A 24,923-nucleotide genomic window follows, 5' to 3' on the forward strand; every position below is an offset into this window, starting at 1 on the left:
CATGAACCTACACGATAATTGTGCTTGTTGCGGCATGAGCCGTCGAGATTTCCTGAAACTTTCGGCACTGTTTACCAGTTCCTTCGGGGCAGCGATCGCCGCCGATAATTGGAATCTCCCCGTTCACGCCAATGCCAAAGATCAGCCTGTGAAAATCGGTTATCTACCGATTACGGATGCCGCCCCCCTATTGGTGGCCCACTCGCGAAAACTTTATCAAGCGGAAGGTTTAACTGCCGAACAACCGCGCCTATTCCGTTCTTGGGCGCAGATTGTTGAAGCCTTTCTCGCTCGGCAGGTGAACGTTATTCATGTTCTTTTTCCCACCTCGATCTGGATTCGTTACGGGCGCAATTTCCCCGCTAAAATCGTCGCTTGGAACCATACCAACGGTTCAGCCCTCACCGTCCTTCCCGATATTGAAAATCCCAGGGAATTGGGAGGTAAAACGATCGCGGTTCCTTTCTGGTATTCGATTCATAATTTGGTCTTGCAACAACTCTTACAACGTAACGGGCTGAAAATAGTTCGCAAAGCCAAGGACGCGCCGATCGCTTCTAACGAGGTTAATCTAGTGGTTCTCCCGCCCCCGGATATGGTATCAGCCCTCGCCAATAAGAGCATCGGCGGTTATATCGTGGCTGAACCTTTCAACGCGGCGGCGGAAAATCTCAAAACCGGTAGGGTTCTCCGTTTCACCGGCGATGTCTGGAAGAATCACGCCTGTTGCGTCGTCTTTGTTCACGAGGAGGATATTAGGCAACGGAAACAATGGACGCAGAGGGTGGTAAACGCCCTCGTTAAAGCTCAACTCTGGTCCCGGAGCAATCGCTCGGAAGTGGCCCGGATTCTCTCTAAAGATGGTGGAAAATATACGCCTCACCCGCTGCCAGTATTGCAACGGGCGCTTACTTACTACGATCGCAATTTCTATAAGAAAGACGGGGCGATCGAGAATCCAGCTTGGCAGGTCAACCGGATCGATTTCCAGCCCTATCCTTTCCCTTCCTATAGGTCGGAACTGGTACGCTTGCTCAAAACCACTCAGGTGGAAGGAAATACGGATTTTCTCCAAAAACTGCAACCCCGACAGGTGGCGCGGGATCTCGTGGATGACTCTTTTGTCCGTAATGCCTTGCAACAGGTGGGCGGACCGAAAGCTTTCGGCTTACCGAATAATCTCTCCCGCATCGAGACGATCAAATTTTAAAGGTCTGAACCTATGAAGTCACAATCTTTGACCTCCCCGCCAAGAGCTTTACTACCCTTATGGGGTATCGGTTTTGGATTATTGCTCTGGTGGCTATTTACCAGTCCTCTATGGCACTCAAACCCGATTTTAAATGATTTTTCCCCTGAGCGATCTTTTGTCGCTTTATTACAGCTTTTTGTTGGGGGGGAGATTATGCCCCATATCCTCACCAGTTGCCGCCGGGTTATTGTGGGCTTGGTTCTCGCTAGTGCCATCGGTGTGCCTTTGGGGGTATTAATCGGGTTGTATCGCTCCCTTGAATCGGCTTTGTCGGCTGTATTTCAATTTCTACGCATGATCTCGCCCCTTTCTTGGATGCCTTTAGCGGTGATGGTTTTGGGAATTGGTGATCTACCGGTGTATTTTTTGCTGACGGTGGCGGCCATCTGGCCGATCCTTCTCAATACGGCTGCTGGGGTTAATGCGGTTGATCGCTCTTGGTTGACTTTAGCCCACAGTCTCTGTGCTACGCGAGGGGAAACGGTTTTCCAGATTATTCTGCCTGCGATCCTCTCCCATCTCTTAACTGGTTTCCGTTTGGCTATAGGTATTATCTGGATCGTTCTTGTCCCGGCGGAAATGCTGGGGGTTAGTGCGGGTTTGGGTTATTATATTCTCGATACACGCGATCGACTCGCCTATTCAGAGTTGATGGCAGTGATTCTCGTTATTGGTGCGATTGGTTATCTGCTCGATTGGGGTTTGCGTCTGGCTCATCGCTCTTGGACGCATCAAGATTAGCCTATTGGTTCAACTATGGGGGAAGTGGGAAGTGGGAAGTCTTGGCGCTTTTCCTTAGTTGAAAGAGCGGGCCAGACGACTAACCCCAGTATGTAATAACTGTTCCAAACTTTGGCGATCGCTGATGGCTTGAAGATTGATCACAAAACAGGTTAAACCCAGTCCAAAGAGGATAAAAGTGGGGGCCATAACCACACCAATCATTAACCAAGTGGCGACGTGGAGAAACATGGTGAGGGCGAACAACAAAGCTAGGGAAGCAATGGGGAAGATTTGACGGGTAGGACGACCGAAATAGAGAAAAAGAACCGTTAAAAGGGTGGTTACTAAGTTAGCGGGTACTAAAAAGGCACAAATCGAGACGCAATAGTTGCGGGAAAATTCAGCGAGGGTATTAAAATCTACCATTAATATTACTTTACAATTGCCTGAGTCTTAGTACTCTCGATTGTAGCGGAAAATTTACATGATCGGGATGAAGGTGACTAAAGAGGGATGAAGTTGTGGTGCCATAGATTTTCGAGAGGGAGCTAAAACGAGGATCGGGGTATAGATCCTCCGGTTATAATGAAATCTGGGAAAATGACACCGCCCCATCCCGAAAACTCTCACCCCTTGCTAGGTATAATTGATCGCAGGAAAAATTTTATGAGTAAATTTGTCTTTGTCACCGGGGGAGTCGTCTCCAGTATTGGGAAAGGAATTGTCGCCGCTAGTTTGGGAAGATTGTTGAAAAGTCGGGATTATTCCGTCTCAATTCTGAAATTAGACCCCTATATCAACGTGGATCCGGGTACAATGAGTCCTTTTCAACACGGAGAGGTATTTGTCACCGATGATGGGGCCGAAACCGACCTCGACCTTGGCCACTACGAACGTTTTACCGATACGGAACTCTCCCGTCTCAATAGTGTGACTACCGGCTCGATTTATCAAGCGGTATTGAATAAAGAGCGCCGTGGTGCTTATATGGGGGGAACGGTGCAGGTAATCCCCCATATTACCAACGAAATCAAGGAAAGGATTCTCCGGGTGGCCAAAGATACCAACCCCGATATTGTCATCACAGAAATTGGTGGTACGGTGGGAGACATCGAATCTTTGCCTTTTTTAGAAGCAATTAGGCAATTTAGGAAGGATGTAGGTCGAAATAACGTGGTTTATATGCACGTTACCCTAATTCCTTGGATTCCGGCGGCCAAGGAGATGAAAACGAAACCGACGCAACACTCGGTCAAGGAATTAAGATCGATCGGTATTCAACCGGATGTGTTAGTCTGTCGTTGTCATCTACCCCTACAACCGGGGTTAAAAGAAAAACTCTCAGCTTTCTGTGATGTGCCGGTAGAATCGGTGATTACTGCTCAGGATGCCAGCAGTATCTATGAAGTGCCTCTCAATCTGGAAAAAGAGGGATTAGCGCAACAAACCCTAGAATTATTAAACCTGGGTCCCCGATACCCCCATCTGGAGGAGTGGGAAAATCTCATCCGACAGATGCAATCCCCCGGTCAAAAATTAGAGATAGCTATCGTTGGTAAATATGTGCAGTTGGGGGATGCTTATCTCTCGGTGGTGGAGGCCCTCAAACACGCTGCTATTGCCCTTAATAGCGAGATAGAATTGCGTTGGGTAAGTGCTGAAGATGTGGATAACGATTCGGCCGAAGCTCATTTAAGTGGTGTTGACGGTATTGTTGTACCAGGTGGTTTTGGTATTAGGGGTGTGGATGGCAAAATTAAGGCGATCGAGTATGCTAGGGTCAATAATATTCCTTTCTTGGGTCTCTGTTTAGGGATGCAGTGTTCGATTATCGAATGGGGTCGCAATGTGGCCCGATTAGAAAGGGCCAATAGTTCCGAATTTGAAGAGGATACACCGAATCCAGTGATTAATTTACTGCCAGAACAGGCGGATGTGGTAGATTTAGGGGGAACAATGCGCTTAGGTCTCTATCCCTGCCGTTTAAATCCCGATAGTCTGGCTTTCTCCCTCTACGGTCAAGAGGTTATCTATGAGCGCCATCGTCACCGTTACGAGTTCAATAATGCCTATCGTAGTCTCTTTTTTGAGACTGGTTATCTGGTGAGTGGCACTTCTCCCGATGGTCGTTTGGTGGAAATTATCGAACTACCAAAACATCCTTTCTTTATTGCTACCCAATTTCATCCCGAATTTCGCTCTCGTCCCAATAAAGCTCATCCTCTCTTTTCTGGTTTCATGAAAGCGGCCCTCAAAGGTAGAGAGGAAAAGTTCTCCCTTAGTAGTCAGCATTCAGCTATTAGTTAGGGTTTGCTGGGTTTTATTGGCTCAAAATTTGTTTTTTTTGGGGGGAAACCCCCGAAAATTTGTCATCTTAACCCCAGTCTGGCCTAGGGTTTCCCGAATTGACGTTGATAAACTACTTCTTCCTTGCCAGATTCCAGTTTAATATCGGAGCGAGGATAGGCCACACATAACAAAGCATAGCCCTCTTTTTGCAGGTCAGGGGATAATCCCATGCCCTCACCTTGTTCGACGCTACCCTGGGAAAGTTGAGCGGCGCAGGTAGTACATACGCCCGCATTGCAAGAACTGGGTAAGTCAATCCCCGCATCGTAGGCCGCTTGTAGTATAGTTTGATCTTCCCTAACTTCGATCGTTTGTATTTTTCCTAAATGAGAAATTTCTACTTTGTGGGTTGTGGTCATAGCTAATGAATGATGCTTTGAACTTCACCTATTTTATCATTCTAGATTGGGGGCTCTTCTGGTTTCTGTGTGGAAACGAGGTCTATACTGATAGTTTTTTTCCAAAAATAGTCCTAAAAGTGTTGCCTAGTAAGCATTTCACGATTCTATAAGCAAAAATTATCGACCCTGGTATGTACTCCCGTCACGAGCGTCTCTAGTTGCGCTTTTCCTCCCGGGACTGCCGTGATTAACTTTGTCCAAGCTGTCATCCTTTTAACCACATTATAGCCGCGACTGCGGGCTAACTCATCCAAATGAGCGATCGCACTGTCCACCTCTACCCCCATCACCCGTTCTGACAGGTGTAGGTTTATTACAAAGAGGTGAGCAGTCACACACTCAAGGTGAGAAAATCAAGCTAGAGAGGCTCTTCTAGGTTCTGTGTGATAAGTTTAACTTACATTATGATCGATCGATCTTTGTGTCCTTTGTGTCTTTGTGGTTCGTTCCACCCCCTCGCTAGGAGGAATGTATCTTAGAATACATTTTACCCACCAAACCTGGGAGAGCCAAAATTCTTTAACCTTGTCACAAGTAAAGGTTTTTCTTTTGTCAGGGTGAATCTCTTGGAAAAGTTTTTCTGTGACTCTATTGATTTCCGATGCGGTTTTGTTTTTGGCTAATCCTGCTACTAAAAATTTCGAGGCTTTGTCCATATATGTAACGAGAACTCCTAGATGATTGCCTCCAATCATTGTGTCACTTTCCCAATGACCGATTTCGGTTTTCTGGTCAGCAATTGCTGGTCGCTCGCTGATATCTACACGCCCTGGAATCTCTCCACGCTTACTTTTTGCTCCATTTCGACTCTTTCTTTTTCGGTTCTTCCGAACTTACACTGTAGAAAATTCCTCAAGCTCCCTCTCTGCACAGCAATGCTCTAAAGTTGATAAATATCAATCTAACAAAAATTCAAAGCCTTAGTGTACAAGCTTTACAAGCATAAGTTGTTGATAGTTTTACATGACAGGTTCGGTAGAGCCAAATCTTGTCTCACCCAGGGCAATAGTCGTGAAGTCGTGATCGCTTCGGTAATAGCACTCGACATAAAAATTAGCTCACCAATCTAGATAAAATTTCTCGATGAATTAAAGCTCGATCGATTAAAAAATGTTTGCGATCGCTGGTTAATCCCTCTCCATTGGCATAAAAATTAATCCAAGCATTACTAATATCATTAACTGTTTCTGGTAACTGATCTAATTCCCAACCCTGCATCGGTACTTCGGCAATTAATCGCGACACTTTCGGATCATAACTAAGGGCAAAACAACGACAATCTTCTGCTGCGGCCATAATTAAACTATGAAAGCGCATTCCGATCACCATTTCTACCCCGCGAAATAAGCCTTTTAACTGTCTTGGATCCTCTAAGCTAATGATTTGATAATTTTCCCTTAATTGACGTGCTACAGCTTCACAGAGAGGCAAATCCCGCGACTTTTGAAAAGGGACTAAGAGAATAAAAGCCCCCGTACTGGTTTGCAAATGAATTAAAGCTTGGGTTAATTTATCTAATTTTGCTGGGGTTAATAGGGGATGGGGACGTAAATTGACGGCGATTCTTGGGGCGGGTAAATCCGATAACCCCTTGACTGATTGAGCTTCTAAAGCCCATACTGGATCGGGGGCAACAATGGGACTAATACCCCAATCAGCCACTAAATGAGCCGATATATCATCGCGCACAGTAACTAAACTACATTGTTTTAAGACTTTTTTGGTTAACCAACGGGTAAAAGGTCTATTTAATGGTCCAATTCCCTGCCCCCAAGCAATAGTTTTTAAGCCCAATAATTGAGCAAGAGCCATTAAACCACCGTAATAAATTGGACTGGCAAAACTGGTGACATCCTGCATTAAACTGCCACCACCCCAGATAAATATATCGGCTTTTTTAAGAGTTTGAAAAACTTGCCACCAATCCCGACTAGGACAGGTTTCCACCCCATAACGTTGACTGGTTTCTTTGGGATTATTTGACAAAACAATAGGTTTAATTTCTGAGGGTAACATCTGCAATAGAGACACTAATAATGCCTCATCTCCTCCGTTTCCTCTCCCATAATATCCACAAATTACTGCACGCATATATTCAGTTATCAGTTATCAGTTATCAGTTATCAGTTTATAGTGCTTTTCACGTTACTGAGGTATCGACAAGTTTTGCCAACAAAGGGTTTAAGCTCCTTGCTCATACCTCATTCTGATGAAAACTGCTATATCTATTTTCTTATTCCCACTCATAACTAATATCTTAAACCTGATCACTGGTTACTGATCACTGATCACTGATTTAGTCGTCCATTTGCCAGGGTTCGGTGATGTTGTTTTCATCGAGGATATTTTTGGCTCTTAAAATCAAGATCAATTCACCTAGTATGGTGACATCGGGGGAACTATCAAACCATTGTAAAGAGACAGAATTATCCCTCTCCACTAGATAATAATTGTTCACGTCCCATTCGGCCAAAACTCGATCGATTACTAATAACACTTCCTCAGACCTAGTGGCAATCGATCGAGGTAATTGATCGCTAGGCCATAAAATAGCTACAGGATCGATCGCCTTTAGAATTGCTTGCCAACCGGGGAGAGGCACAATTGTTTGTTTATCCCCCACCGTTACCAGTCGAAAAGGTTCCTCGACGCTCAAACTTTCTGTGTGTTTTATATCAGTTACCGTCACCGGAAATCTTCCCACTAAAGGAATAATTCTGGCTAATTCGTCCTCATCCTGTAAACGATGGACGGGTAGCAGGGGAGCGCTACGGGTGGGAGTAACGGTAAAATCTTGTAGTAAGGACTCGATCGCCTGTCTGGCCGAGTCAGAATGGGCAAATTTCAAACCTTTAGCGATTAATTTCGCTCTTTCGGCTAAATCTCGCTTTTGTTTGCCCCGTTTCCAACACTGATAAGCGATCGCATCTCCAGGATGACGGGTAAATTCACTGGGAATCTGGGATAAACGGGAAAAATCCTGGATAGCCTTGGCGATATCGTGTGCTTCAGCCACTTCAATCCTTTTTTCTGCCGCTAATTTCGCTGCCCCCAATCTTTGTTCTTGGTTGAGAATCCGTAATTCGTATAGCACATCACTGCGCGGCCCGACGTAGTAACTTAATAAATCTTCATCTGCTCCTGCTTTGATTAAACTCTCAAAAACTTGGGCAGCGACAATAATTAAATTTTGTTGGGCATTTTGAAACCCGGTTTGTTCAAAAATTAACTGGGAATCGTAGCCAGCTTTTTGCAGTTTTTGACATTTTTGCCCCCAATTCACCCAATTTCCTTCCTTATGAAGCAGCGAGCGCATTAATTCGGTCGCTTCCGTTTCGCTGATTCGATCATCTGTACTGCGAGGCTGTTCTGTCATAGACAACTTGATCAAGCTACAATAACTAAAATTTATCTAATCCCTCAAAAATCTTCAATAGCAATTAAGGTTAACAGGATAGACTAGATAATAACAGGATAGCTGACAATCACCCCCTTCGTACCTGTTAGGGCAAGTTTATCTTCAATGTCTAGATTAAGAGTTAATGGAAGCATTCCCCCCTCGTCCACAACTAACCCCGGTCAAAGGACGATGAAAACCAAGCGTCACCCCAAAGATAGTGCCTTGGGTTTAGTCTCTACCCTCAGCTTTCCGGCGATCGTCGGGACGGCGGATATGATGCTAAAATCGGCAGAAGTTACCCTCGTGGGTTACGAAAAAATTGGCGGTGGTCACTGTACGGCGATCGTGCGTGGTAATATTGCCGATGTGCGGTTAGCAGTGGAAGAAGGGGCAAAAACCGCCGCACAGTTCGGACAATTGGTATCTAAATCGGTTATTCCCCGACCGATGCCCAATTTAGAGGTAATTTTCCCAATTGGTAGCCGTTTAGCCGAAATTGCCCAAAGTCAACGGGGTTTCAGCAAACTGAGCAATATGTCGATCGGTCTCTTGGAAACCAGGGGTTTTCCCGCTATGGTGGGGGCAGCCGATGCCATGTTAAAATCGGCCGATGTGCAGTTAGCTTCCTACGAAACAATTGGGGATGGTTTGTGTACGGCCATTATCCGGGGTTCCGTCGCTAATGTGGCCGTGGCCATTGATGCGGGAATGCGGGAAGCAGAGAAAATCGGTGAACTGCACGCGGTGATGATTATTCCCCGTTTATTGGAAGATTTAGAACATACTTTACCGGTGGCCAGCTACTGGTTAGAAACTCCCGAACCTTTACCGATGTTGTTACCCAATACTGTCCGGGAAAAACAACGGGAATTGGTCGCTTTACCAGAATTGGAAAAAACCAAAATACCAATTCGTCGCCAAGAAATGCAGGAAAAAGTGTTAGAAGAAGTGATTCCCGTGGAAGTTATCACCGATGAGGACAATTATTAATTTTTATTTTCAGCTTTGCTCCTGTGCTGCTAAAAGTACAGGAGCAAAAGGTTGAATTAGGGTTTGCGGCAAAAAGTTTGTTGGTGGGTGTGGATTTCCAGGTAAAAAATCTTTACAGAGTCCCCCGACAGTTAAACGAATCGAATAATTATAAATTTTTGTTAAGGGGTGCGGTCAGATCAAATAATCGTCGCTAGAATCAGCCTAGTTGTCAGAAATTTAGTTAAACAAGGTTTTTGACAATATGCTAATCTGGCTAACACGCTTTTGGGCGTGATATACGGAAACTTCTAGCGATCACGCCTAAATGAGGTGATATGCCGAAAGTTGACCCATATCGTTAGTCTGGAGAGTGTTATACGGAAAGTTTTCGTCTTTATGACGTAATTGCGAGGTTAGGCATGAAATTTCTAGCATTATTCGTACCTCGTTTAAGCTTTCTTTGTTAAACAAATTCACCCTTAATACTAATAAAGAATGAAACGAAATTCACTAAGCCAAACGACGCATATACGGCATACAAAGTTGCTTGATTTAGGTATCTTGATCTTTTCGGTTGTAGCTCTTTGTTCAGCGATGCTCCTATCTTTTATATATGTTAATAATGACAATCCCAAAACTACCCCGTTTGTGCTGAGAAAAGATACTTATGACAAGCTTTTCCCTTTTTTATTGGGCACTGTTGCGGTAGGAGGGTTTGCACTTGCATATACACGAATTCAGCGATCAAAAGAGGAAGAAATCGCACGTAAGAAGGCAGCAAAAGCGCTATTAGAACGAAGGATTAAGCGTCTGCAAGAAATTTATACAATAGTTTTGACTTTATATCAAAATATTAGGCTACAACTTCGAAGACTGAGCATAGCTTTTATTTTTGACAAATATGATGGGCAATGGAAAATCCGGCGAAGCCTCTTTGAAGAGGTATTGTTTGCACTTAATGAATCTCAGATGGCGGGTGAAAAGATTGTTAAGACACTAGAATTTGAGCAGGATGCAATAAAGTCTGTAAGGCAAAAACACGATAGCGATGACGAAGATAATCAGGAGTATGAGAAACTTATTGATGATTTAAGAGCCCAAATTGGCGGTATAGAAGGAGTTCTTCGCAATGTTTTGAAGTTGGTGGAGTGGCAGAGTATAACAGTTGGAACTTCTTCCGAAGAGGATCTTGTTGCAGTGCCTCAGAAGTTTGTAAACTTTGTAGAAACAAGTTCTACCGGCAACTTGGGATTTCTAAAAATAATTCAGTATTTCAATAAGTTCTCAAAGAATATTCGACTACGAATAGCAATACTTGAGACTGAGCATGAATCATATGGTAATGAGTCATAATATCGTGTCTAAAATTAGTGCCTAACAATTCCAGTGCAGCGGATTGACCGAAGTTGCTTGGGCGGGATGTAGAGACCCTGGCAACCGCTGACCCGAAACGTTAGTGCGATCGCCATCGCCGTAGGGTGCGTTCCCTAAGGTGGCTCCTACTGCTCCAGCGCTCGATTTTGGGGAACGCACCATGTACATTGATTGAAACTGTGGGTTAAACTGCGATGTGGGCTAGTCTGGCTAACACGCTTTTGGGCGTGATATAGGGAAAAGTTCGGGCGATTGCGCCCAAATGGGGTGATATGCCGAAAGTTGACCCATATCGTTACTCTGGAGAGTGTTATACATAAAGTTGGTGTATAATCTTTCGTTATAGATACATTGCCTGTAGCAGAAAGTGGCAGATTTAAGTAAAGAAAAGGCACAATATGACTAAAAAGAATCAATCAAAAAGATTAACGAATCAACATAAAGAGTCTAAAGGTGTAGTTGGTATATTTGGAGATGAAGCAAAATCACACGACATAACTGTTGGAAAAATTTCACTTTTTGTAATTGAACAGCTTGAAAAGGAGTTTCCTCAATTATCTTTTCAATACAAAACGAGCATAAAAAAAGAAGAAATAAACGAAGCATTAAAGAAAATTGACCCAGAATTAGGACAAACACTTTTTGTATCAAATTCAAGTATTATACCCGATGGTGGAATAATAGAAGTAAAAGATGATAAAGGTAATTGGAGAATCGTTTTAGTTTCGGAAGCTAAACATCAGGGGAAAGACATTGAAAACATCAAAGCAGGAAAACTTGTAGGAGCAAAAAATGATCAAGATTTGATGGCTGCTGGTAATGCGATAGAAAGATCCCATAAAAACATATCTGAAATCGCTAATTTGATGTTATCTGAATCTCATTTTCCCTATGTATTATTTCTAGAAGGCTCAAATTTTTTAACAGAAACTATTTCAATTAAAAGACCCGATGGAAGGGTTGTAACGCTTGAATACAATTCAGGAACGCTAAATAGATTAGATAGGTTAACTTCTGCAAATTATGGAATGCCCATTAATACCAATTTGTGTAAAAATAAGTTTGTCAAGCATAAAGATAAAACAATTATGCTTCAAGCAACTTCTATATACACACAAGGAAATGGCGAAAAATGGGATGTCAAAAAAATGTTTGATATTATGCTTGAAATTTCTAAAACCTCTCTTAAAGTATTAGGCAGTGAGATATTTAATCAGATAACCAAAAGTAAATAACTAAAACAAAGATTTATTAAATCAAAATAGGTTGAAAATGGCAAGAAATGCAACAAACGAATTATTACAAAAAGCTAAAAAATCAAAAAGTGACGAGTTTTATACACAGCTTTCAGATATAGAAAGCGAATTACAGCATTATAAAAGTCATTTTGAAAATCAAGTAGTTTATTGCAATTGCGATGACCCCCGAATTAGTAACTTTTTTAATTATTTTACCTCAAATTTCAATGAATTAGGTCTTAAAAAAATAATAACATCTTGTTATAGAGAGCAAGTAAAAAATTTATTTAATACAGAAGAAGATGAAAAAGGTTTTTTCTTTGAATATACAGGTACAGAAGGCGAAAAAAACAAACCAAGTTCAACAGACCTAGTTTACTTTAATGGAGATGGTGATTTTCGTAGTTCGGAAAGCATTGAACTATTAAAGCAGTCCGATATTGTTGTTACCAATCCCCCATTTTCATTATTCAGAGAGTATGTAGCTCAATTGGTTAAATACGATAAAAAGTTTTTGATAATTGGAAATATTAATGCAATAACCTATAAAGAAATTTTCAAACTTATTAAAGAAAACAAGGCGTGGTTAGGAATAAATCTTGGTAGAGGTATTTCAGGTTTTATTGTACCTGAACACTATGAACTATATGGAACAGAAACTCGAATAGATAACTCTGGTAATAGAATAATCTCACCGAACAATTGTTTATGGCTTACTAATTTAGATAATTTTAAGCGGCACGAAGATATAGAACTCACAAAAAGATATTTTGGCAACGAAGTTCAATATCCAAAATATGACAATTATGATGGAATTAATATTAATAAAACACAAGACATACCAATAGACTATAAGGGATATATGGGAGTGCCAATAACATTTTTACATAAATTTAATCCCGACCAATTTGAAATAATTAAATTCAGGAAAGGGAATGATGATAAAGATTTATCAGTAAATGGGAAATGTCCGTATTTTAGAATACTAATAAAGAATAAACGAATACAAACTGAATATATTGATTTAACTGACAAAGAAAGATAATGTATAACAAATCGTTGTACCTGACATTTTTCCGCTACGATCCAAAATGTCGGTGAAATCGATCGTTATGCTCCAAACTTAGTGCGATGTCGAAGGCACTGCTACGCAATGCGATCGCCATCGCCGTAGGGTGCGTTCCCTAATATGGCTACTGCTGCTCCACTAATAGATTTTTGGGGAACGCACCATGCACATTGATTGAAACTGTGGATTTAAGTGCGATGCCGAAGGCACTGGGTAGCAGTACGCCGCTCTGGTGGGTTAGGTTGACGGCAGACCCCCAACTGTGATCTTTGACTTCATGCCAATTTGTGCGGACTGTATTCAGGTGTTACCTGCTGTGATAGTTAGTAAGTGAGCCTGTTCGTTGAGTTGAGGAGTAAAATAGGAGAAGTCCTAATCTAAGATTTAGTAATGGATAGAAGCATTATAGAACGGCAACCGCTAATTGAAGCAGTCAAGGCTCTCCCTGATGAGGCTTTAGTGGAACTGTCTAATTTTCTTGACTATCTTCGCTATAAAGCAGCCCATCAAAGAGAACTGACCACTCATTCTTCTAGTTTTCTGCTTGCAGTTGCAGGTTTAGGCAACTCTGGTCAACAGGATATTTCAGAACGTGATGAAGAGATTCTAGGCAATGAGATTGATCCGGTGTCCGGCTGGAATCTTAAGCCAAGCAATTCAGTATGACGGCGATACTTGACACCAGTTTTTTGTTTGCCTTAACCGATCAGGGCGATCGCAATCATCAGCGGGTGTTGGCTATTGCTCAAAGCGTGAATGAGCCATTGGTTCTACCTGTCGTTGTCTTGCCTGAGGTCTGCTATCTGATTGCATCAAGATTGAGCCACCAAGCAATGCGCCGTTTTGTATCCAGTATGACACCTGATGCGGTTCAAGTTGAACCTGTAATCCCAGAAGACTTGGTACGAGTGCACGAGATATTGGAACAATATGCTGACAATCAGCTTGACTTTACAGATGCAGCGATCATTGCCATAGCTGAAAGGCTTACTATTACTCGCGTTTACACACTTGATCGCCGAGATTTTTCGATTATTCGTCCAAGTCACTGCGATTACTTTGAGTTATTTCCTTGAACCACCAGCTAACACTGCGTGGCAGCGGACGGTCGCAATTCGTCGCTGCCGAGCTTGCTTTCTAATGCCGTCGCTGATTTGAGCCGTTAGCGATCGACCGCGCTACGCACCGATCGGGTGAAAGAAATTAGATAAATTCAACGCCGTACAAACTCCTCGTCAATAGCAAATCAGGTTATACTTCACACCCCACACCCCACACCCCACACCCCACACCCTACCCCCACGAAAAACTTTTTCAGCAGACCCTACCTATCGATCCCATGTTTCCCTATTTTAAGCGCACAATCTCTCCAACTCTGGCTAGAGATAATTCTGCTGCCTGGAGGATTTTGACTAATTCCGTCCCTACCGATCCCGAAGATACAGGAGAATCGACACCTGTAGCCACCGACTCTAGAAAATGTTCGCATAATGCTTTTAGGGGTTCACCATCGGCAATAGGGATAGATTCCGTCTCCTGTCCCCGGGGAATAAAATAGGCTTCCTGACGTTCAAAATCGCCCTTTTGTCGGGTTAAAGGCGATCGAGAGTCTAATTCATTAAAAATTAAAGTCCCTTCGCTGCCAACTATCCCTAAACGTCGCTGTTTATCGGGATTCAACCAACAAAGGTGAATAGTCGCTTGAAAACCATCGCCATAGATCAGGGTTAACCAGACTAAATCGGCTAGATTAGGTTGTAGCCAGAAGGTTCCCCTTGCCTGCACTAATACTGGTGTACTATTAAGCCAATGATTAAAAATCGAGATATCGTGAATAGCCAGATCCCACAAAGCGGACACATCCTGACGAACTGGCCCCAGGTGGGTGCGAGTGGCATAACCATAAAGAGGTTTACCGATACCCCCGGATTGCAGGACTTTTTGTCCAGTGATAACGGCGGGATGAAAAAGATAGGTATGATCAACTAATAAAATACGCTGTTTTTTCGCCGCTAATTCCGTTAATTCGCCACATTCTTGGGGATTGAGGGTTAAGGGTTTTTCGGCGAGGACATGATAACCTAAATTAAGAGCATCTTTAATCAGGGGATAATGGCTGATGGCGGGAGTAACGACGACCACAGCCGAGATTTCGGGGTGATTGCGAATAGATTCCCAGTCATTGGCTAAAATAACCTTATTAGTATCGAGATTAAATTGATCGCGACAGAGACGGAGTTTTTCGGGGGAGGGATCAACGATCGCCACTACTTGCGCTGAGGGATGTTGAGAAAAATGACGGACGTAATGCACTCCCCAACGTCCTACCCCTAAGATAGCGATTCCTGTGGACATTTTGCTTACTCAGATAAATCAATCTAGTTTATCTTAAAAGGATTAGGCGCAATTGTTAATTGATTCTGAGAACTGGAAGGGATTATGTTAAAATTTTTTATCGATCGAGGGGGAACTTTTACCGATATCGTGGCGATAATCGATCAACCAGAAATTATTGAACGACTAGCTAGAGATGCCGCTAGATTTCTGATTGTTCCCCTTGCCGATCAACAGTGGATTGTTCTCTATAAACTGCTCTCGGAGAATCCCGAAAAATACCCAGATGCAGTCATTCAAGGGATCAAAGATATTAGCGGTTCCCTAGATAACATCGAAGTGATTAAAATGGGAACAACGGTAGCCACCAATGCGCTGTTAGAAAGAAAAGGAGAGCGCACGGTTTTGTTAATCACCAAAGGGTTTAAAGATGCCTTGAGAATTGGCTATCAAAATCGCCCCGATATTTTTGCCCGTCAAATTATTCTTCCTTCTTTATTATACGAACAAGTTATCGAAGTGGCCGAACGCTACGATAGTCAAGGACAAGAATTAATCGCCGTTAATCCTGCCCAAGTTAAAGCTGATTTAATACCAGTTTATCAAGCGGGTATCCGAAGTTGTGCGATTGTTTTTATGCACGGTTATCGTTATCCCGACCACGAAAAACAAGTGGCAGCCATTGCCGAAGAAATCGGCTTTACTCACCTAGCCATTTCCCACCAAGTCAGTCCTTTAATGAAACTGGTATCCCGGGGAGATACCACAGTAGTTTCTGCCTATCTATCGCCAATTTTACGCCGCTATGTTGATAGTATTAGCCAGCAATTACCGAAAACTAGCTTACTATTTATGAAATCCGATGGCGGTTTAGTCACCGCCGATAAATTTCAGGGCAAAGATAGCATTTTATCCGGTCCTGCGGGTGGAATAGTCGGGGCAGTACAAACCAGTTTAAGGGCGGGATTTAGCAAAATTATCAGTTTTGATATGGGAGGAACTAGCACCGATGTTTCTCATTTTCAAGGGGAATACGAGCGGCAAACAGATAACGAAATTGCTGGCGTAAGAATGCGAGCGCCGATGTTAAGTATTCACACCGTGGCCGCTGGTGGGGGTTCGATTTTAGTCTATGATGGTTATCGTTTTCGGGTCGGACCAGAAAGTGCCGGAGCTAATCCGGGACCGGCCTGTTATCGACGGGGTGGACCATTAACAATTACCGATGCTAATGTTTTGTTAGGAAAAATTCAAGCTGCCTATTTTCCCGCTATTTTTGGACAAGAGGGAAATTTACACCTAGATAGAGAGATTGTGCTGACAAAGTTTCAAGAATTGGCGGCAACAATGGGGGGTAATAATAGTCCTGAAATGTTGGCTGCGGGGTTTATTCAAATTGCCGTAGAAAATATGGCTAATGCGATTAAAAAAATCTCTCTACAAAAGGGTTATGATCTCAGTGATTATACTCTTTGTACCTTTGGCGGTGCCGGGGGTCAAGTGGCCTGTTTAATTGCCGATACTCTGGGAATGAAAAGTATTTTTCTCCATCCCTACGCTGGGGTTTTAAGCGCCTACGGCATGGGTTTGGCCGATTTGAGGGTAATTAAAGAAAAAGCGATCGAACAGCCGTTAAATGCCGATTTAATCGGGCAGTTACTCACGGAGATGAAGGAATTAGAAGTTTTAGCGGGTCGGGAATTAGAGGGTTATAATCGGGTGCGGCAGCAAGTCAGTTTAAAATATCAAGGCAGTGATGCCACTTTAGCGGTTAATTTTAGCGATCAAATGCGTCAGGATTTTGAACGGGAACATCAAAGACGTTATGGGTTTAAGCAAGAACAAAAAGCTTTAATTGTTGAGTCGATTGCCGTGGAATTGATCCAGACTATGGACAGTCCCAAAGAAGCAATTTTAACTCGCTCCCGTCCGATGGGAGAATTACCTCCTATCCTCGATCGAGTAGCGGTTTTTCTGGCTAATCAATGGCGAGAAACGCCAATTTATCAGCGTTCAGATCTGCAACCTTTTGATTGTCTGGCAGGACCGGCAATTATTATCGAAAAAATTAGCACGATTGTGATCGAACCGGGTTGGATGGCCAAATTAACGGAGAAAAATCATTTAATTCTCTCCAAAGATTAGCTAATTGAACTACATAGAAATATCTACGGCAGTTAACCTAATTGATCAATTCTCATTTCGCCGAGGTATTTACGGAGATAGGGAGAAAAAACCTCGTAAATCAGGGTAAGGGGTTGGCGAGCGTGCCAAAATAGGTAATGACGACCCCAAAATCCTCCTTTTTCCCCAAAAGCTATTTCTAATTCCGGGGAATGACCGTAATAAAGTCCCTGCACATCGCGATACAATTCCGTGTGCAGCCGCGAGAGACTTTCCCAAATCGGTAGGGAACGATTTTCTAGATATTCGTCCACTTGATTGGCGGACCACCAAGAAGCGGCATAGGCTAACCTTTGACCACTAGCTGTGCGTAACCAGACTTGACGACGCAATCTCGGCCCCGGAATCAGGCTAATTTTCATCGGTGCGCCATCCTCATCATCGCCGATGGGGGACATATCGATCACATCCACTTCCGTTTTTTCACCGGTTAAAAGTTGTAAATGACGGGTGGGAGAACCATCGCCGAGAATTAAAATCTGCCAAGGAGGCGCGAGTTGGCTATGGGGTAAACCTTGTTTAACATCGGTTTCGTCTCCTTGCCAGAGAGGGGACAGGGAGTACCAAGGAGGATTAAGCAGGGGCTTTTCTTGGGGGCGGAGGATAGCAGTCAAGGTTTGTTACAAAACTTTATGATTTTTTCATTAATCATAACACGGGATTTTTGTCTGCTGGCGAAAAAAGCGATCGCCCTACGCCAATCCTCTCTAAATTTTTCGGTTAGCAGATGCACTCTCGCCAAAGGAGATTGACTATGTTTATTTTAACGATAGAAAGGTATCAATATCTGGAGGAGTTTTTGTAATCTTCTCAGGGCAATTAATTGTCGAATCTTGGGATTAATTTGGGGGGGATAAATGCTGGTGGCTAATTGTTCTTCTAGTAAGGCATATTCTGCCGCAGTTAGGGGTTGATTATCAAGGGGCGAGCGAGCCGAGGTGATAATTTCTGCTCGTAAAACTTCTTCGGGAATATCTTCAGGAGAGGGCAAAGCAAGGGCTTTTAGGGGCGATAAGAAACCGATAGAGATGAGGATGATAATTTTTGTCGTTCGCTGCATTTAATTTAAACCGGGGGGCAATTTTTCTCGACACTGTTGATGAATTTCCCCGATTCTAGCAAACAACCAGGGATATTTTTGACGATAACTGGGAATTAGAGCCAGAGGACTGAGTAGGGCAGTGGCGGCAATATCGGCTACACTTAATTTATCTCCCACCAAATAGGCCTGATTTTGCCAATATTCTAGAATCTTGAGGGCATTTTCTAGGCGCTCTTCCGCTAGTTTTACCCTTGCTGGGGTGATTTTATATTGTTGTCGCACGATCTTAATAATTATTTGACTACTCAGGGAAGAATCGATCGCTTTTCCCTCTCCAGCGCGATAATCATAATAGACAAATCTCGTCGCTACTCCAATACTTTCATCTAACCAATCCTCTAGTAACCAAGCTTGATTTTTCTCCTTTTCCCCATCGGGAATAAAAGAGGGGAAAGGAACTACTTTTTCTAAATATCTGAAAATGGCAGTAGAATCGGCAATAATCTCATCTGCTGCCATTAAAACGGGGACAGTGGTTAACCCTTTAGTTAGGGGACTGAGTTTGAGAATATGTAGTCCGGGGGTAAGATTTTCTACTTGGTAATCAATCCCCTTATAACCTAGGGCTAAACGAGCTTTGCGACAGTAATGAGAGGTGCTAAATTGAAGTAAAAGCATTAATTGTTATTGGGTGTTAGAGCAGTTATCAGTTATCAGATTTGAGTTTTAAGTTACCAGTTACCAGTTATCAGATTTGAGTTTTAAGTGAGCAGTATGTATTAAGGGAGCAGTATTATTCCTAATGTGTTTTCACTGATTACTGATCACTGATTACTGATCACTGTTTACTGATTACTGTTTACTAATTACTGAATTGCCAATAAATATATACTATGAGCAAACCCTCCCTTTTTTCGGCTGTTTCTCGTCCTTATGCGACTAATTCACAAGCAAAAGATCCCTGGTTAGCGGTCAATCTCTCGATGTTTTTCCCCGGTTTGGGACAATGGTATGCTAACAAAAACCAAAAAGCAACCATTTGGGCGATCGCTCAAGTAATATTAATAATTGTGACAATTTGGTCAATTTTTAGCCCCAATGGCCCTGTAAGCTGGGGATTAGGGGGAATAGTTGCTCTGGTTATCGTTTACATTAGTAATATTTTTGACGCTCACTGGACTGTTTATGATTCCAGACAGAATAACAGCTTAGAAAAAATTCCCCGGAAACAAAAAAACCCATGGTTTGCCGTCTTCGCTAACCGGATTATGCCAGGTTTGGGGCAATTGTACGCTGATAAGGTGAGCTTAGGGATAATTTTTCTGACTATATCCCAGATTAGCCTGAAAATGGATCATTTTTTGACCAATATCCTCTTTCTTACCCCTTTAATTACAGCGATCGCTATTTATCATGTTTATCACACTTTCCCCCATCAATTCCACCCCCATCGTCACACCTATCGTTCCATTTTGGCACTGATGGTGGGAGTGATTTTTACTTGGGGAATTATCTGTAATTATTTTCCCAATTGGTTACATCAAAAAATAGAATTTTTCCAGATTCCGAGCGAATCCATGCTACCTACCCTCGCAATAGGTGATCGCATTTTCGTCAGTCAATCTGGTAATTATCAAGCGAAAAGAGGCGATATAATTGTTTTTAGAACTCCCGAAAAAATTAGGCAACTAGATCCTAATTCTGGAGATTTTTTTATCAAACGAGTCATCGCTATTGCCGGAGATACCATTGAAATCCGCAGGGGTAAAGTTTATCTCAACCGGCAAGTTATCGAGGAACCCTACACCGCCGAGTTGGGCAATTATGAAATAGAATTTATGACTGTACCCCCAAAAAATCTGTTTGTTTTGGGAGATAATCGTAACCATAGTTTTGATTCCCATGCTTGGGGTTTTTTGCCGGAAAGTTATATCATTGGTCAAGCCTATAAAGTTTACTGGCCTCTTGATCGTGTCCAGTCTTTGCTATGATGGGGATGACTATTGATTTTCAACTGTCTTCAAGGGGTAATTTTAATCCTATCTACTTATTAGCGAGGAAAAACCTAACCAGAAGAATTTTTCGGTGAATCCTAATTGAGATGGGAGTCTTTGGGAATAACATCCAAACCGAGGAGAACCTTTTGGGTGTTGGACATATCACCGATAATTCTTTGTAGGGGTGGGGGAAGTTGTTTGACTAAAGTAGGAGTTACGAGAATTTTATCCTGTTCCGCTAATTGGGGCTGTTCGAGAACATCAATTATTTCTACCGTATAAAGACCGGATAACTCCTCGCGACAGATACGAAAAATATTAGCGATCGCCCTCTGGGATTTACTTGAATCACCCATAATGTAGAGTTTGAGAAGATATTGACTCATGATTGCGTGTTATTGAACAGTTTAATGTTGCTGAGACCGATATAGTATTTACGATAGAAAGAGACGAGATAACCCATCAATTCCAAGACCATGAGACGACCTTCGCTAACGTAGGCCTGCGCTTTGGCCAGGGTGACATCCTGATTTTTTTGGCGTAGGGTGGTGGTATGAATGTCCACCACATCGCGAGGACTAGCTTTTAAGAATCCTAACTTATCGGCTAAGCTTCGCAGTCGTTCCGATAGATTATGTTCCACTTTATATGCTTGTTCTTCCAAAGCTAAATCTAATAAATCTCCGTAATTTTGGACTAATTCTTGAAAAATATCGGGAATACTCTGCCTTATTGCCTCAGAACCGAACATTTTCGCCGTGATGCTAGTTTGTCCTCCCTTGATTAACTGTTCCAGTTCGCGAAATTCTTCTTCCTGTTGTTGATGTTTAAGATTGAGGATATATTGCTGACGCTCGATCGCTACACGAATTTGATAGACTAAAAGACTACTATCGATATTATTTAACTGAATATAACCATCAGCACCGAGTTGAAAGGCTTTAACGACTAATTTCTCATCATTGCTAGTAGTTTGAACCACTATCGGTATAGCAGCGGCTAATTCTCTGGTTTTGACTAGAATATTTAAGCCGGGGGGGACGGAGATTTCCAAGCTTAAGAGGATGAGATCAAATTTCTCCCCTGCCAGTTTTTCGGCAGTTTCCTCTAGATCCTGAGCTTGGGTGAGGGTGAAAGTCAACCCCTCAGCCAGAGAACATTGGGGGGCTTTTAACAGCAATCTCTGGATTAATTTAACAGTCGTCGGTTCGTCCTCTATCAATAAAATTCTACAGAGGTCCCTAGTCATACTAAATCCTGTTTAAAAAGCATAGGAGAGTGGGGAGCGGGGGAGAGAGGATTAAAACTGTATATTAACGCTTTAAGAGCCATGGCTGAGAATTATTAATTATTTGCCCTAAAATAGCCAAAATTTCCTCGTACACACTTGATAATTCTTCTCCTGTTTGTGCGTCCATATATCCGCACTGTACGGCAAAATTTAACCATGTTTGTCAAATGCGGCTTGGTATCTAGGTTTAAGCCATGTCTCCGCTAGATTAGCACAAATAGAACGAGAATACCGTCGAATTTGGTCAGTTAGAGCATATTTTTCTTCTTTAGGAAAACTTTTCGACAATTGAAAAATTTTCATGGCTGCACAGAAGGCTTTTTGATAGGACTTCCAATCTTTATGGCTTCTAATTGGCTCAGTTGACATTTTTCGCCGCACTTAAGCTTCTAGCTAAATTATATATCTCCCCTCTCCCTTCTCCCCTCTACAATCATTACTCGCAGTCAGAAATAGGTTGAGGCATATCATACTTTGTGCTTTTTGTCAAAAAAACTTTTTTTTTGCAATAAAACTACATAAAAAAAAGATCATCGTTGTGGGTGAAATTGACTGATTTACCCGTCTTAATTAGGATCACTTTCTAGGTGTGGCAAGGGTTTCAACTATTGCTGCTCAAAAAAGCACACAATAGCCCACTGTGAAATTCTATCAAATCGCTGTAACCATTACAACATCGTTGTTAAATAAAAATCTTTCTCAATTAATTCTTAAGAATTTGTAAATATTGCGGAATGTTAATTTAAATATTCTCAAGTTTTTGCCTTCAATAAATAATTTTTGCTTATCTTTGTCCAACATTGGGTTAGGAGTCAGTTATCAGTTATCAGTTATCAGATGTGAGTTTTCAGTTCACTGATTACTGTTTACTGTTTACTGGACGGCTACGCCGTGCCTTTGGCAACACTGAAAAAAGCTTCTCCCTACACCCCACACCCCACACCCCACACCCTACACCCTACACCCCACACCCCACACCCCACACCCCACTTCCCTCACCTATTTTGACTCGATTCGGCGAATTGCCACCACTGCTGGCCGGGGAGGTTGATTAACTTGACCACTGGGCCAATTCGACCCTAGGGGTACTTGTCGCATTTGTTCAAATTCCTGCCCATTAGTGGTTTTCAGGGCAAATTTTCGGTTTTCAAAGGCCAAATCCCGACGAATTCCCCCCGCTTCCCCCGGATGTTGTACTGCCAAAAATAACGTCTCTTGGTCGGGAGTAAAGTACAATCCCGTTAATTCCGCATCCATGGGAGCGATAGCAAAAGGATAGGGATGCTCTTGACCCTTGGCAAACACCCAAGCGCTATTATTACCAAAAATCCCCAATAAATCCCGTTGACTAACTGGGACTCCTTGGGGATAACGAGTTTTCATCTCTCGATTTAACCCACCCGTGGAAATATCGCTAACCATCCAGAGATTTCCCTGTTGATCGAACGCGAGGTTATCGGGATTAGAAAAACCCGCACCCTTCTCGGTCGGTTCCCCTCCGTAAGCGACCACATCCCAACGAAAACTTAAGGAAGCAGCATCGTTATTATCTTCCCTTAAGCTGATAATCCAACCAAATTCGTAGGGGATTTCGCCATTTGGTCCCTTAAATATCTCCCTATCGGCTCCTCCCTCCGCTTCACTGGGACTACCAGAGGTAAAGGTTATATATAAAGTGCCATTCTCGTCCACTTCTGTATCTTCTGGCCGACCAGTACAAGTGATCCCAACGGCGTTAGCGGCAAAATGAGCATCGATGAGAATTGCTCCCTGTTTTTCCGTTCCATTACCTTCATACAGGTCTGCGAGGGTCTTATATTTAGCTTTGTAGGCTAGAATCTCCTCATCGTCCTTAAATAGCAGTAATTTAGTCTCATTGACCGTTCTTTCGGGATTCGGCAAAGCTACCACCCCATCCCCGCGACTAGCGGCAATTTGACTCGGTAGGACGGGATTGATCTCCGTGTCGGGATTTAAGGGTATCCAATAACCGGTTTTATCGGGGTTGAATTTCGCCCCGTAGAGCATTCCTTTTTCTAGGAGTTTTGAGTTATTTTTCGCCTTAATATCGCTAATTTTGCCCTCGGAGACGAATTTATAGACATGACCGCCTCTGCGATCGCATCCTGAATAAACCGCCAAGGGTTGCCCCGTTTGAGCGAGAAAAGCGACCGCTTCATGGCGAAAACGCCCTAACCAAGTGTGTTTTGTGCCGTAATCGTCGGGATTGGCCGGATCCACCTCCACCATCCAACCGTATTTATTTCCCGCTAACCCAAAAACGTTACCCCGGCCATCCACTTCCCCACTATTGAGAATAAAGGGGGTAGTATCGGGATGCAAAGAGGAACCGTCTTTTAACACTACCTCCGTCACTTGGTCTTGAAAGTTCTCCTCGGCACTAAATACGGTCCCCCAAGGCGTTGTTCCCCCAGCGCAATTTTGAAACGTTCCGATAATTTTTGCCCCTAATCCGTCATCGTAGCCAAGTTTATCGGTTTTGGTAAAAATTGCTACAGCAGGACCAGTCGCTTTCAGGTAGTGATCGTCCTTTAGTCCAGAAATACCGGTAATGCGGCGATCGGCTTTACTATAGGTACGTTGCCATTTTCCCGTTTGATCTTTAGCGAGGGAAATTACGCCAATTCCCTGATCAATTAAGCCTTCTAGGGAGATTTCCTCGATTTTTGCCCTTAAGCTGGCATCTTGCAGACGATAGGCGGCAATTTCACCCTTTTCGTTCGTTTTTTCCCGTACTTCCTTGACGGGTAGGGTTTTACCAATCACTTGTTCAAAGGTTTGTAGCCAAGTACGACCACTGATATATTCAAAATTAACGGTTAGATAACCTTGACCCGGACTGGTTTCGATAAAAGATAGATAATCATTGTTATAACCGAAACGGGAATCACCCACTTTATCCCCCCACTGTGCCAGCACATCATAGGTGAATCCTTGCGGAAGAACGAGATCATCTAGGACTTTATAGGTTTGATAGGCATTTTTTTGGCTTTCATCGCTCATACCGTCAATTTTTAAGGGAATTGGCAGTTTGACTGGAGAAAAGTTTAACCCAAAACTATTGGCAGCGATCGCAGGACTGCTAATCAGAGAGGAATATTTTTTCTCTTGCAGACTGAAAAAAGAGACACCAGCAGTGGCAGTTAAAAAGGTGAGGAAATTACGGCGAGAAATACTCATATTTTCAGGAATAAAGTCAAAACTGGTGTTCAGACCTTGATTAGGTTAAATTTTATTACATAAACTTGACATAGGTATTATATATTATCCAAGTTA

General features: G+C 42.8%; 25 protein-coding genes and 1 pseudogene. 11 read left to right on the forward strand and 15 right to left on the reverse strand.

The window, feature by feature from the left end; translation table 11 throughout:
• The first annotated feature begins 1 nt into the window (after position 1).
• The gene (locus ACQY1Y_RS06620) at positions 2-1,210 is read left to right on the forward strand and encodes an ABC transporter substrate-binding protein (RefSeq protein ID WP_430014224.1); all 1,209 of its coding nucleotides are present in this window, start codon (positions 2-4) and stop codon (positions 1,208-1,210) included.
• Between the two features lie 12 nt (positions 1,211-1,222).
• Entirely contained in the window at positions 1,223-1,993 is a 771-nt protein-coding gene (locus ACQY1Y_RS06625; RefSeq protein WP_430014225.1) for an ABC transporter permease, read from the forward strand.
• Between the two features lie 54 nt (positions 1,994-2,047).
• On the opposite strand, the gene ACQY1Y_RS06630 is transcribed toward ACQY1Y_RS06625, so the two are convergent.
• Positions 2,048-2,401, reverse strand: coding sequence for a hypothetical protein (locus ACQY1Y_RS06630; RefSeq protein ID WP_130758547.1), 354 nt, complete (start codon positions 2,399-2,401; stop codon positions 2,048-2,050).
• A 240-nt stretch (positions 2,402-2,641) separates the two neighbouring features.
• Here ACQY1Y_RS06630 and pyrG point away from each other — a divergent pair, with 240 nt between their 5' ends.
• Positions 2,642-4,282 (forward strand): glutamine hydrolyzing CTP synthase, encoded by a 1,641-nt coding sequence (gene pyrG, locus ACQY1Y_RS06635; protein WP_430014226.1) that lies wholly within the window; start codon positions 2,642-2,644, stop codon positions 4,280-4,282.
• An 83-nt stretch (positions 4,283-4,365) separates the two neighbouring features.
• Here pyrG and ACQY1Y_RS06640 read toward each other — a convergent pair whose 3' ends face one another.
• From ACQY1Y_RS06640 to ACQY1Y_RS06660, 5 genes and pseudogenes are all read right to left on the reverse strand, one after another.
• The gene (locus ACQY1Y_RS06640; protein WP_002732025.1) at positions 4,366-4,683 is read right to left on the reverse strand and encodes a 2Fe-2S iron-sulfur cluster-binding protein; all 318 of its coding nucleotides are present in this window, start codon (positions 4,681-4,683) and stop codon (positions 4,366-4,368) included.
• Positions 4,684-4,829: 146 nt separating this feature from the next.
• Positions 4,830-5,060, reverse strand: a complete 231-nt coding sequence (locus tag ACQY1Y_RS06645; protein WP_238142312.1) for a DUF3352 domain-containing protein — start codon at positions 5,058-5,060, stop codon at positions 4,830-4,832.
• A gap of 177 nt (positions 5,061-5,237) precedes the next feature.
• Positions 5,238-5,543: pseudogene (locus ACQY1Y_RS06650) on the reverse strand (IS30 family transposase); the annotation flags it as partial.
• 235 nt (positions 5,544-5,778) lie between these two features.
• Positions 5,779-6,816: a polysaccharide pyruvyl transferase CsaB gene (csaB, locus tag ACQY1Y_RS06655; RefSeq protein WP_430014227.1), complete on the reverse strand. Its 1,038-nt coding sequence runs from the start codon at positions 6,814-6,816 to the stop codon at positions 5,779-5,781.
• Positions 6,817-7,021: 205 nt separating this feature from the next.
• Complete coding sequence (locus ACQY1Y_RS06660) at positions 7,022-8,101, reverse strand: RuBisCO accumulation factor 1 (protein ID WP_130756877.1); 1,080 nt, start codon at positions 8,099-8,101, stop codon at positions 7,022-7,024.
• A 213-nt stretch (positions 8,102-8,314) separates the two neighbouring features.
• Between ACQY1Y_RS06660 and ACQY1Y_RS06665 the strand changes: the two genes are divergently transcribed.
• A complete protein-coding gene (locus ACQY1Y_RS06665) occupies positions 8,315-9,115 on the forward strand; it encodes a carbon dioxide-concentrating mechanism protein (protein WP_002753877.1) in 801 nt (266 codons plus the stop codon).
• A 477-nt stretch (positions 9,116-9,592) separates the two neighbouring features.
• Positions 9,593-10,450, forward strand: a complete 858-nt coding sequence (locus ACQY1Y_RS06670; protein WP_430014228.1) for a hypothetical protein — start codon at positions 9,593-9,595, stop codon at positions 10,448-10,450.
• 21 nt (positions 10,451-10,471) lie between these two features.
• Here the strand turns inward: ACQY1Y_RS06670 and ACQY1Y_RS06675 are convergent, their stop codons facing one another.
• A complete protein-coding gene (locus ACQY1Y_RS06675) occupies positions 10,472-10,633 on the reverse strand; it encodes a hypothetical protein (protein ID WP_430014229.1) in 162 nt (53 codons plus the stop codon).
• Positions 10,634-10,869: 236 nt separating this feature from the next.
• Between ACQY1Y_RS06675 and ACQY1Y_RS06680 the strand changes: the two genes are divergently transcribed.
• From ACQY1Y_RS06680 to ACQY1Y_RS06695, 4 genes are all read left to right on the forward strand, one after another.
• Entirely contained in the window at positions 10,870-11,706 is an 837-nt protein-coding gene (locus ACQY1Y_RS06680; protein ID WP_430014230.1) for an EcoRI family type II restriction endonuclease, read from the forward strand.
• A gap of 37 nt (positions 11,707-11,743) precedes the next feature.
• On the forward strand, positions 11,744-12,754 hold the full coding sequence (locus ACQY1Y_RS06685) for an adenine-specific methyltransferase EcoRI family protein (protein WP_002733673.1): 1,011 nt from the start codon (positions 11,744-11,746) through the stop codon (positions 12,752-12,754).
• Positions 12,755-13,168: 414 nt separating this feature from the next.
• Entirely contained in the window at positions 13,169-13,444 is a 276-nt protein-coding gene (locus tag ACQY1Y_RS06690; protein ID WP_002794726.1) for a hypothetical protein, read from the forward strand.
• Positions 13,441-13,854, forward strand: coding sequence for a type II toxin-antitoxin system VapC family toxin (locus ACQY1Y_RS06695; RefSeq protein ID WP_004268924.1), 414 nt, complete (start codon positions 13,441-13,443; stop codon positions 13,852-13,854). Before ACQY1Y_RS06690 ends, ACQY1Y_RS06695 begins: the two co-directional genes overlap by 4 nt.
• A gap of 271 nt (positions 13,855-14,125) precedes the next feature.
• Here the strand turns inward: ACQY1Y_RS06695 and ACQY1Y_RS06700 are convergent, their stop codons facing one another.
• Positions 14,126-15,133 (reverse strand): Gfo/Idh/MocA family protein, encoded by a 1,008-nt coding sequence (locus ACQY1Y_RS06700; RefSeq protein WP_002752667.1) that lies wholly within the window; start codon positions 15,131-15,133, stop codon positions 14,126-14,128.
• A gap of 84 nt (positions 15,134-15,217) precedes the next feature.
• Between ACQY1Y_RS06700 and ACQY1Y_RS06705 the strand changes: the two genes are divergently transcribed.
• On the forward strand, positions 15,218-17,257 hold the full coding sequence (locus ACQY1Y_RS06705; RefSeq protein WP_430014231.1) for a hydantoinase/oxoprolinase family protein: 2,040 nt from the start codon (positions 15,218-15,220) through the stop codon (positions 17,255-17,257).
• Positions 17,258-17,289: 32 nt separating this feature from the next.
• Here ACQY1Y_RS06705 and ACQY1Y_RS06710 read toward each other — a convergent pair whose 3' ends face one another.
• The 3 genes from ACQY1Y_RS06710 to ACQY1Y_RS06720 form a co-directional block, all read right to left on the reverse strand.
• Positions 17,290-17,910 (reverse strand): chorismate lyase, encoded by a 621-nt coding sequence (locus tag ACQY1Y_RS06710; RefSeq protein ID WP_002752664.1) that lies wholly within the window; start codon positions 17,908-17,910, stop codon positions 17,290-17,292.
• 149 nt (positions 17,911-18,059) lie between these two features.
• On the reverse strand, positions 18,060-18,356 hold the full coding sequence (locus ACQY1Y_RS06715; RefSeq protein WP_002733251.1) for a hypothetical protein: 297 nt from the start codon (positions 18,354-18,356) through the stop codon (positions 18,060-18,062).
• Positions 18,357-19,016: a glutathione S-transferase family protein gene (locus ACQY1Y_RS06720; protein ID WP_430014232.1), complete on the reverse strand. Its 660-nt coding sequence runs from the start codon at positions 19,014-19,016 to the stop codon at positions 18,357-18,359.
• Positions 19,017-19,231: 215 nt separating this feature from the next.
• Here ACQY1Y_RS06720 and lepB point away from each other — a divergent pair, with 215 nt between their 5' ends.
• A complete protein-coding gene (lepB, locus tag ACQY1Y_RS06725; protein ID WP_430014233.1) occupies positions 19,232-20,329 on the forward strand; it encodes a signal peptidase I in 1,098 nt (365 codons plus the stop codon).
• Between the two features lie 101 nt (positions 20,330-20,430).
• On the opposite strand, the gene ACQY1Y_RS06730 is transcribed toward lepB, so the two are convergent.
• From ACQY1Y_RS06730 to ACQY1Y_RS06745, 4 genes are all read right to left on the reverse strand, one after another.
• A complete protein-coding gene (locus tag ACQY1Y_RS06730) occupies positions 20,431-20,721 on the reverse strand; it encodes a circadian clock KaiB family protein (protein WP_002772019.1) in 291 nt (96 codons plus the stop codon).
• The gene (locus ACQY1Y_RS06735; RefSeq protein ID WP_002740748.1) at positions 20,718-21,584 is read right to left on the reverse strand and encodes a response regulator; all 867 of its coding nucleotides are present in this window, start codon (positions 21,582-21,584) and stop codon (positions 20,718-20,720) included. Before ACQY1Y_RS06735 ends, ACQY1Y_RS06730 begins: the two co-directional genes overlap by 4 nt.
• A 192-nt stretch (positions 21,585-21,776) precedes the next feature.
• Positions 21,777-21,995, reverse strand: coding sequence for a four helix bundle protein (locus ACQY1Y_RS06740; RefSeq protein WP_002740750.1), 219 nt, complete (start codon positions 21,993-21,995; stop codon positions 21,777-21,779).
• Positions 21,996-22,625: 630 nt separating this feature from the next.
• The gene (locus ACQY1Y_RS06745) at positions 22,626-24,827 is read right to left on the reverse strand and encodes a PhoX family protein (RefSeq protein ID WP_430014234.1); all 2,202 of its coding nucleotides are present in this window, start codon (positions 24,825-24,827) and stop codon (positions 22,626-22,628) included.
• Positions 24,828-24,923: the final 96 nt, after the last annotated feature.

Source organism: Microcystis ichthyoblabe FBCC-A1114 (assembly GCF_050500245.1).
Taxonomy (GTDB): Bacteria; Cyanobacteriota; Cyanobacteriia; order Cyanobacteriales; family Microcystaceae; genus Microcystis; species Microcystis ichthyoblabe_A.